The 8,769-nt window shown below is 43.3% G+C and carries 8 protein-coding genes; 2 read left to right on the top strand and 6 right to left on the bottom strand.

Features of this window, described 5'->3' with window-relative positions:
• The first annotated feature begins 240 nt into the window (after positions 1 to 240).
• Together L4C33_RS16710 and L4C33_RS16705 are read left to right on the top strand one after the other, a co-directional pair.
• Positions 241 to 1,719 carry a peptide MFS transporter gene (locus tag L4C33_RS16710; protein WP_428813547.1) on the top strand — a complete coding sequence of 493 codons (1,479 nt, stop codon included), beginning with the start codon at positions 241 to 243 and terminating at the stop codon, positions 1,717 to 1,719.
• A 220-nt stretch (positions 1,720 to 1,939) separates the two neighbouring features.
• Positions 1,940 to 2,722 (top strand): siderophore-interacting protein, encoded by a 783-nt coding sequence (locus L4C33_RS16705; protein ID WP_428813546.1) that lies wholly within the window; start codon positions 1,940 to 1,942, stop codon positions 2,720 to 2,722.
• 165 nt (positions 2,723 to 2,887) lie between these two features.
• Here the strand turns inward: L4C33_RS16705 and gntR are convergent, their stop codons facing one another.
• From gntR to dctP, 6 genes are all read right to left on the bottom strand, one after another.
• Entirely contained in the window at positions 2,888 to 3,889 is a 1,002-nt protein-coding gene (gntR, locus tag L4C33_RS16700) for a gluconate operon transcriptional repressor GntR (protein ID WP_428813545.1), read from the bottom strand.
• A gap of 178 nt (positions 3,890 to 4,067) precedes the next feature.
• Entirely contained in the window at positions 4,068 to 5,576 is a 1,509-nt protein-coding gene (gene gndA, locus L4C33_RS16695; RefSeq protein ID WP_428813544.1) for an NADP-dependent phosphogluconate dehydrogenase, read from the bottom strand.
• Positions 5,577 to 5,579: 3 nt separating this feature from the next.
• Positions 5,580 to 6,077, bottom strand: a complete 498-nt coding sequence (locus L4C33_RS16690) for a gluconokinase (protein WP_428813543.1) — start codon at positions 6,075 to 6,077, stop codon at positions 5,580 to 5,582.
• 128 nt (positions 6,078 to 6,205) lie between these two features.
• Positions 6,206 to 7,525: a TRAP transporter large permease gene (locus L4C33_RS16685; RefSeq protein WP_428813542.1), complete on the bottom strand. Its 1,320-nt coding sequence runs from the start codon at positions 7,523 to 7,525 to the stop codon at positions 6,206 to 6,208.
• Complete coding sequence (locus L4C33_RS16680) at positions 7,518 to 8,075, bottom strand: TRAP transporter small permease subunit (protein ID WP_428813541.1); 558 nt, start codon at positions 8,073 to 8,075, stop codon at positions 7,518 to 7,520. The genes L4C33_RS16685 and L4C33_RS16680 overlap by 8 nt, the downstream gene beginning before the upstream one ends.
• Positions 8,076 to 8,140: 65 nt before the next feature.
• Positions 8,141 to 8,769 (bottom strand): TRAP transporter substrate-binding protein DctP (dctP, locus tag L4C33_RS16675; RefSeq protein WP_428813540.1); only part of this gene is annotated, 629 nt, incomplete at its 5' end.

Here is an 8,769-nt window from a genome sequence, read left to right as displayed (position 1 = left end):
GCCCAATCCCATAGCAACAAATGGTTCACCACTTAAATGGGCACGTTCCAGGGCTATTTGTTTCATTTTCATAATCTTATATTGCGCTTTTCATTCATTAGATAAATGAATGGCAACATTAAAAAACATAGAGTGATTGTTGTTTGATCTGAGATAAATGTTTCAGTTTATGTCCATCTATAAATAGTATTATAATCGGGTTATTACACTACAGTTAAACTCAAAAGAGAGAATAAAGTAATGTGGAATAGATTAAACAAGTCGATGATGTTCTGCCAAATGATGTTTGGTTTGTCATTTTATGGCGTAATGGTAATACTCACTCGCTTCTTCCTAGAAGAGCTTAATTACAATGAAGCCGACACTATGATGGTAGTGGGCGCATTTTCTGCTATCGGACCTTTATTCGCTATCGCTGGTGGCTTCATTGCAGATAAGTTCTTAGGAGCTTACCGTTCATTAACCGTCGCTTACCTTGGTTTTGCCAGTGGTTACGCATTACTCGTACTGGGTGCTGCATCGACTAATGTACCAATGGCTTTGTGTGGTATTGCACTGGCAAGCTACTCTAGAGGTTTGATGTCTCCGTCATACCCTAGCTTGTATAAGCGTACATTTAAGAGCCAAGAAGATTTCGAGAAAGGCTACCCAATTAACTACTCAATCAACAATATTGGTGCATTTTTGGGTCAATACTTATTCCCGATGTTGGTGCTTGTTGTAGGTTTCCATGGCGGTTTCATGCTGTCTGGTATTTTGGCAGCAGCGGCGCTAGTAACTTTGGTCACTTTCCGTAAGGGCTTGGTTGAGGTTGGTGCTGATATTGACCAAACAACTGTAAGTACTAAAAACTGGGTGGCGTTCTTGACCCTTTCTGCAGCAATGATCGGCCTTGTTTTCTTCATGTTCTCAAACATGGATATTGGTCAGAACATTGTTTACGCAATTGGCGCAGCTGCGATTCTTTACTTCGTTTCGTTAATGATGAAGTCTAAGAAATCGGATGCGCTAAAGATGGGTACGATTTTAATCATCACTTTTCTAACAACGTGTTTCTTTGTGTACTACGGCCAAATGATGACTTCAATGAACATGGTCGCTATCAATACGATGCGCGGTGATTTATTCGGATTCATTCCAGTTGCACCAGAAGCAGCAATGGCAATGAACCCACTTTGGTGTATGGTCGCAGGCCCTATCATTGCTGGTATTTTCGCAACATTAGAGAAGCGTGACGTTCACTTCTCTACAGCAACCAAAGTCGGTTTCTCTTTCATTCTTACGGCTATCGCGTTTGGTATTCTGACTATGGCGGTAACAACCGTTGGTCAAGATGTGCTAATTCGCCCAGAAGTATTCCTAGCGATTCACTTCTTCTTAGCGTTTGGGGAGGTTATTGTTGGCTCTATGGTTGTGGCGTTCATTCTGTCTGTTGCACCTAAGCACATCGAAAACTTCTCTGTAAGCCTATTCTCTGTAGCGATTGCACTGTCAGGTATTGTTGGTGCTGTATTCTCGACTTCTATCGCTCTAGAGAAAGGTCAGGAAATCACGCAAGAAATCGTACAAACGGTTTACGGTGACTACTTCCAAATGCTGACTATTCTTGCCGTTGTAATGGTTGGTATTGCGATGGCTGCATCTCGTGTGATCAGTAAGATGCTTGAAGCAGCGAAAGCCGCAGACGATAGCATTGAGCTTGAAGAAGCAAAAAGCTAATTTAGCCCAGCTTTAATAAGTGTAAAGCTGCCTAAATAATTCGAATTACGCCCTGGTGAATTTTTACTAGGGCGTTTTTGTTTCTACTGTTTACTGTTTAAGAAGTTCAATACTCGATCAATGAAGCGTAATGTAAATATTAGTAAATGATAACCATTAGCATTGCTGTAATTCAGGAAGAGGATTAAGATAATGTTAGTTCAGAAATATAGGTGCCCATATGAGCAAACCAAGTCCAACAACTCTCCGCGTTACGCGTACAGAAACCATCACTCCAAACATGCAGCGACTGACTCTACATGGCGAAGGGCTTAGCGACTTTCCTAGCGAGTGTATTGGCGGCTATATCAAACTTCTTTTTACGCCCTCTGGCAGCACGAGTTTAAATGAACTGAGTGAAGGTGAACGCCCAAAAATGCGCACTTATACAATTCGTCAGTTCAACTCAAAAGAACAGACGATTGAAGTTGATTTCGTACGTCACAACACCGTCGATCTTCAATGTGGATTTGCTGCTCGTTGGGCAATGAATGCCAACGTTGGAGACACTATTTCTGTTGCCGGCCCAGGTCTTATTCAAGGGTTAAACCTAGAATCCGATTGGTTCTTCCTTGTCGCAGATATGACCTCACTACCAGCCCTTTCAGCTAAATTAACAGCCCTACCAGAAAATGCGGTTGGATACGCTGTTGTACAAGTCACTTCAGAAGAAGATAAACAGCCTCTCAATGCACCAGAGGGGATTAAAGTGACTTGGTTATTAGAAAGTGGGAATGAACAGGCACTCGCTGAGTCAGTTCGTGATTTGACATGGCTAGGTGGGCAAGTATCAGTATGGTCAGCGTGTGAATTTGAAAACATGCGAGCACTAAGACAGTACTTTAGAAATGAGCAAGAAGTGGAAAAAGACAATATCTACATCAGTAGCTACTGGAAACGCGGAGTGACGGAAGATGGGCATAAAGTCCTAAAACAGCAAGACGCCCAGTCGTTAGTTAGTTAGTTAGTTAGTTAGTTAGTTAGTTAGTTAGTTAGTTAGTTAGTTAGTTAGTTAGTTAAGATAAAACACTAAAACGCCCTTTGCGACAATCCATCGTAAAGGGCGTTTTATTATAATTTGAAAATTCAGTTCTAACGAAAGCTAGACAGACACTTTACTAAGTAACGCCTAAATACTCTCACCAAGTTCTATCTCATAGCCTAAATCTAACTTGGAAACCCAGTCTTTATTGCCCTGTAAACGCGCCACTATCTGTTCAGCTGCTAGTGTGCCTATCTGCTCCCTTGGAGTGATAACCGTCGCTAAACGAGGAGTCATTGCTAAGGTAATGTCATGTCCGTGAAATCCAGCAATCGCCATTTGTTTCGGCACTTCAATACCACGCCTTACACACTCATAAAATGCGCCGATGGCCAGATCATCGTTCGTACAAAAAATACCATCAACCTGAGGGTGTTTTTCTAGTAATTCACCAATCAATTTAGCACCTAAAGTAAATGAAGATGCATCTTCCGTTTGCAAGGTAACAGGTGTTTGATTAGCCTCTTCCATTGCATGTTCATAGCCTGCCATTTTTAAACGAGTTCGTTCATCCATTCGAGCCGCTAGGTAAGCAATGTTTGTTCTTCCTCGACCAAGCATAGTCTTAGTCATGGCTCTTGCTGCTTCGAAATTATCAAAGCCGACGGCCTGCTCAATACGAGGTGACACTGAATCCATAATTTCGATAACAGGTATCGACGCTGTTTGAAGCATCTTACGCGCGCGCTCTGTATGCACATTTTCAGATAGGATAATCGCATCAACATTGTATGACAGCAGTGAAGCAATACTCTGCTCTTCCAGCTCCGCACTATAGCCATAGTGGGCAATCATAGTTTGATAGCCAGCAGGGCCAGTCACTTGTTCAATACCACGAATCACTTCGGCGAAAACCTGGTTAGTCAATGAGGGAACTARCACACCAATCGCATTACTTTTCGCGTTGGATAGAATGTCAGGGGCACGGTTAGGAATGTAGCCAAGCTCTTCAACGGCTGCCTCAATTTTTTCTCTTAAAACTTCAGACACTTGTGACGGATCGCGAAGGCAGCGACTCACCGTCATTTTTGTCACACCAACTAGGTTGGCAATATCTTGTAATGTAGGACGTTTTTTCTTAGTTGGCATAAATAGTAATTATTATTTTGTGGTTATGTTACTGGTAACAGTGTATCCAACTAACTTGGAATTTGAAGCCTTATCTGACAAAAGCTTGATACTGTCACAATAACCTCTCAAAGAGACGTTAGTTATGTGTGAATTCATAAACAATAACGCCCTCGTGTAGAGGGCGTTATTAAATCAATTAAGYGTTTACCTTAACTTCTGTCCTTGGTGATTGACTCCAAGTAACGTGGAATTTGTCACTCTCTTCTCTATCTACTCGCGAGTATGTATGAGAGCCAAAGTAATCACGTTGACCTTGCAGCAAGTTTGCTGGCAACACTTCACAACGCAGTGAATCAAAGTAGCTTAACGCTGAGCTGATCCCCGGCATAGGTACACCGTACAAAGCTGAATTTGCAACCGCAATACGCCACGCCAATTCACGCTCTTCAACCTGCTTGATGAAAGTCCCATCGAATAGCAGGTTCGCAAGTTCACTATTCTTCTGGTAAGCCGAGGTAATACTCTGTAAGAACACAGCACGGATAATGCAACCCGCTCGCCAGATCTTAGCAATTTGAGTGAAGTCGAGATCCCAGCCTTCTTTATCTGAAGCTGTTTTTAACAAGTCAAAGCCTTGAGCATACACAGACAACTTGGCGCAATATAATGCGTCGTGAAGTTCAGCAATGACTTCCACTTTATCTAACTGACTAGCATCTGCCGTGTTACCTTTAAGAAGCTTGCTACCTTGAACTCGCTGAGTTTTTTGACCACTCATAGCGCGTGCATAAACGGCTTGTGCAATCGTCGGAGTTGGGCAACCTTCTTGAAGGCTATTAACAGCAGTCCACAACCCAGTGCCTTTCTGCCCAGCTTTATCTAATACAACTTCAACGAAAGGCTTGCCTGTAACCACATCTTCTTGCTGAAGAATGTCGGCACTAATTTCCATTAAGTAGCTATTTAGAACACCGGAATTCCATTGTTCGAAGACTTTACCAATCTCGGCTGCTGGCATTTCCAATACATCACGCATGAACTGGTACACTTCACAGATAAGCTGCATGTCTGCATACTCAATACCGTTATGCACCATTTTTACGTAATGCCCTGAGCCAGACGGCCCAACATAGGCTGCACATGCTTCACCAGATTCAAATTGACCAACAGGTAAGCCATTGGTATCAACTTTAGCGGCAATCGCTTCCCACATTGGTTTCACATATTGCCAAGCCGATTGGTCGCCACTTGCCATCAAAGCGGGGCCAACACGAGCCCCCTCTTCGCCACCAGAAACCGCAGTACTGAAGAAACGAAGTTTACCTTTGTAAGCCAACTCACGAGCTTCGGTATCCGTCCAAAGGCTGTTACCAGTATCGATAACAATGTCATCGTTCTCTAGGCCAGCTTCCAACAAATTATTTACGACAATATCCACGGGCTTACCAGCAGGTACAGATAACGCAATCACGCGAGGTTTCGCTAAACCTTGAAGTAAATCTTCTAAACCGGCTGCGCTAGTGAATATGCCTTTGTTGTCAAAGTCTTCATTCAGCTGTTTTGCTTCTGTGCTTGCTCGTTCAATGTTGTCGGTATTGAGGTCAAAACCAGACACATTAAAACCATTATCCAATAAGTTCAGTGCAAGGCTTTTACCCATCACACCTAAACCAATCATCGCAATGTCATTTTTTACCTGAGTCATGATCTAGCCTATCTGTTTAATTTGAGTAAGTGCGCTCTCGACGACGTGATCGACGTCTTGTGAAATATCGATAAACAAAGCTTCGTCTGCTTTTGGTTCGACCAACGCATCAAACTGACTTTCCAACATTTCTTTACCATTGAAGTAGTGATTTTCACGCGCTTTATGACGATTCCAAATGGTATCGAAACTACCTTGCAGATACACGATGACCAAATCTTGGTTATTGCGACGAAGAACGTCTCGGTATTGTGGTTTCAGTGCAGAACATGCAATCACGGCACTCGATTGCTCGATGTATTGTTTGTTCAGTGTTTCAAGCCACCCTTGACGATCTTCGTCAGTTAACGGGATACCTTGGCGCATTTTTTCTACATTGTTTTGTGGGTGAAAATCGTCACCATCAAAAAACTGTAAGTTGAGAGCTTCAGCAATACGGCTACCAATCAGGCTCTTTCCGCATCCAGATACGCCCATCACGAGTATTTTTTTGCTTTTCATAAGGCAAGCCTTCCCTAAGCCTCAATCGAAATTGAGGCTGACAATCGAATCTAATATTGAAGATTTTTCTGCCAGCAGTATGAGTCCTGCTGGCTCAATTTTTATCTGGCTTTCACCAGCGGTCTAACTTATTGCCACCAAAGCGCGAGCTGAGGGAACATGATAACCATGGCTAGAACCAACACTTGAAGTGCAATAAACGGCAATAGTGAAGAGAAAATCTCACCCAGGCTGATGTCTTTTGGTGCTACCGATTTCAGGTAGAACGCAGCTGGACCAAACGGTGGTGATAAGAACGACACCTGCATGTTTAGACAGAACACCACACCGAACCAAACAGGGTCAAAACCAAGGCCTGTAATGATTGGTACAAAGATTGGCATGGTTAGAAGTGCTACACCAACCCAGTCAAGGAACATACCTAATACAAGTAAGATAACCATCATGATAAGCAGCGTAACCATAGCGTTGCCACCACTTAGCGCCAGAATCGTTTCTTCAACAAAGTCGATACCGCCCATCAGGTTGTAGATACCAACTAGCGCACTAGCACCAATACCGATCCACATGATCATGCCGCAGGTACGCATTGTTGCGATGGCACTTTCTTTCAGCATGTTGAAGTTCAACTCACCACGGATAAGCGCACTGATCATGATACCAACAACACCCAAAGCCGAAGCTTCTGTTACTGATGCAATCCCTGAATAGATACTACCCAGAACTGTTGCTACTGAAAGTAGTGGGAAGAACAACGCTTTAAAGTAGCTAATCTCTGGCTCGTCTTCTTCCATATCTGAATCGCTTGGAAGCGGAGCAAGAGAAGGGTTCAGCTTACAACGAATCAGTACGTAACCGATGTAACAGCCCGCTAAGATAAACGCAGGTAAGAACGACGCTTTAAATAGGTCACCAATGGAAACACTCGCTGTCATACCGTAGATAATTAGAACGATACTTGGCGGAAGCATGGTACCCAATGCGCCACCAGCACAAGTTGTACCGATTGCTAGCTTACGGTCATAACCCAAACGAAGCATTTGAGGCAAAGCAAGAATGCCCAAGAGTACCGTTTCACCACCGATAACACCTGACATAGACGCCAGAAGTACGGCTACCAATAGTGTTTGAACCGCAACACCACCACGAACCTTACGGCCCACAGATTTCATCGCATCAAACAAATCACGAGCAATACCCGAGCGGTCTAACAAAGCGGCCATCAAAACAAACATTGGCACCGCAAGGAATACATAGCCAGAAGCAAAACTGTAAGTTCGGCTAGCAATCAAAGGTAAGGCATCAGGGCCAAACCAACATAAAGTAAAGAATATCGCTACGAAGCCTGTTACGAATGCCAGCTGCATACCTGTCAGTRGCAAACCAATCATCATAACCAGCATGAGTAAACTACCCCATGCGATACCAATAGAAGATAAATCAAACATCGTCATTCTTCCTTAGACCCATCAACTCTTGGATTAGGTGCAATACAAACTGGACAACAAGAACACACAAAACGACAAAGATCAGGCCTTTAAGCAAAGCTGGATAAGGCGCATTCAAAACCGAACCTGATGTTTCTAAACGGAATTCACCCCATGGCGCAAACCATGCTTCTTCCGCTGTAAAATAAGCGGCGTAAGCAAGCATACCCGCGAAAGCTAAACCAACAATGTGGTGAACAAGATTGAGATATTTACGTGCTTGGTTAGAAACTGAGTCATAAATAAGAACAACGCGCACGTGCTTATTAGCGGCAAAAGCGTATATACCACCAATAATGAATAGAGAACCACCGAGAAATGAAGCTGTCTCATGAACCCACGTTGTTGGGGCATCAAATGCATAACGCATAACAACTTCATAGAATGAAATTAATACAGTAAAAATAAACAACCAGCTAACGAGGTTACTGAACTTTATAATAAGACGGTCAAGCGCATTTCTTGGTTGTTCGTCGTTTTCAGCTGGTGCGTGGGAGGTTTTGTCTGTCATTGGCCAAATTTCCTGGGAGAGAAAGGGAGAGCTTCGCCCTCCCCTATCAGTAAACTAAGTAATAATTACAGTAAGCCGTTTTCTTCTAGGAATACCGTTACTGATTTATATACTTTTTGTGCATTGTCAGAACGCTCTGAGAATACTTTCCACTGACCTTTAGCAATCTCACGGAACTTCTTACGCTCTTCTTGAGACCAGTCGTGGATTGTGATTTCTGGGTTTGCTTGCGCTTCTTTCACTGCTGCTTGGTCAGCCATTTTTAGCTGAGTTGTCATGTCGTAAGAGAAATCACGTACAGACGTTTTTAGAATAGTTTGTAGGTCAGCAGGCATCTTGTCCCACTTCTTCTGAGATACTGAAATATCGATAAGTGGTAAAGAGTGGAAGCCAGGTTGAACTGGATGCGTTGCGATGTCGTTCATGCCCGCTTTTTGGTTAGTAGAGAATACAGTGTAGTCAGCTGCATCGATTACGCCTTTGCTTAGACCAGTAAATACTTCAGAACCCGGTAGGTTTACTGGAGTCGCACCCGCTGCTGCGAATACTTGCTGTACTAGGCCTTCTGGAGCACGCAGTTTAAGACCTTTAAGATCCGCTACGCCATCAATTGGCTTTTTAGAAATGAAAGACTCAACACCTGTCGTAGAAGCACCAACAAACTGAACACCGTAAGGCTTGTACAGGCTTGTAC

The sequence above is a fragment of the Vibrio makurazakiensis genome (assembly GCF_050337375.1).
In the GTDB taxonomy this organism is placed as follows: Bacteria; Pseudomonadota; Gammaproteobacteria; order Enterobacterales; family Vibrionaceae; genus Vibrio; species Vibrio makurazakiensis.
This window is presented reverse-complemented; position numbering and strand designations above follow the sequence as displayed.

What these genes read in the sequence shown, in the direction of transcription:
- L4C33_RS16710 (WP_428813547.1), top strand. Translation starts at nt 241, where the DNA reads ATGTGGAATAGATTAAACAAGTCGATGATGTTCTGCCAAATGATGTTT.
- L4C33_RS16680 (WP_428813541.1), bottom strand. Translation starts at nt 8,075, where the DNA reads ATGACAGACAAAACCTCCCACGCACCAGCTGAAAACGACGAACAACCA.
- L4C33_RS16690 (WP_428813543.1), bottom strand. Translation starts at nt 6,077, where the DNA reads ATGAAAAGCAAAAAAATACTCGTGATGGGCGTATCTGGATGCGGAAAG.
- L4C33_RS16705 (WP_428813546.1), top strand. Translation starts at nt 1,940, where the DNA reads ATGAGCAAACCAAGTCCAACAACTCTCCGCGTTACGCGTACAGAAACC.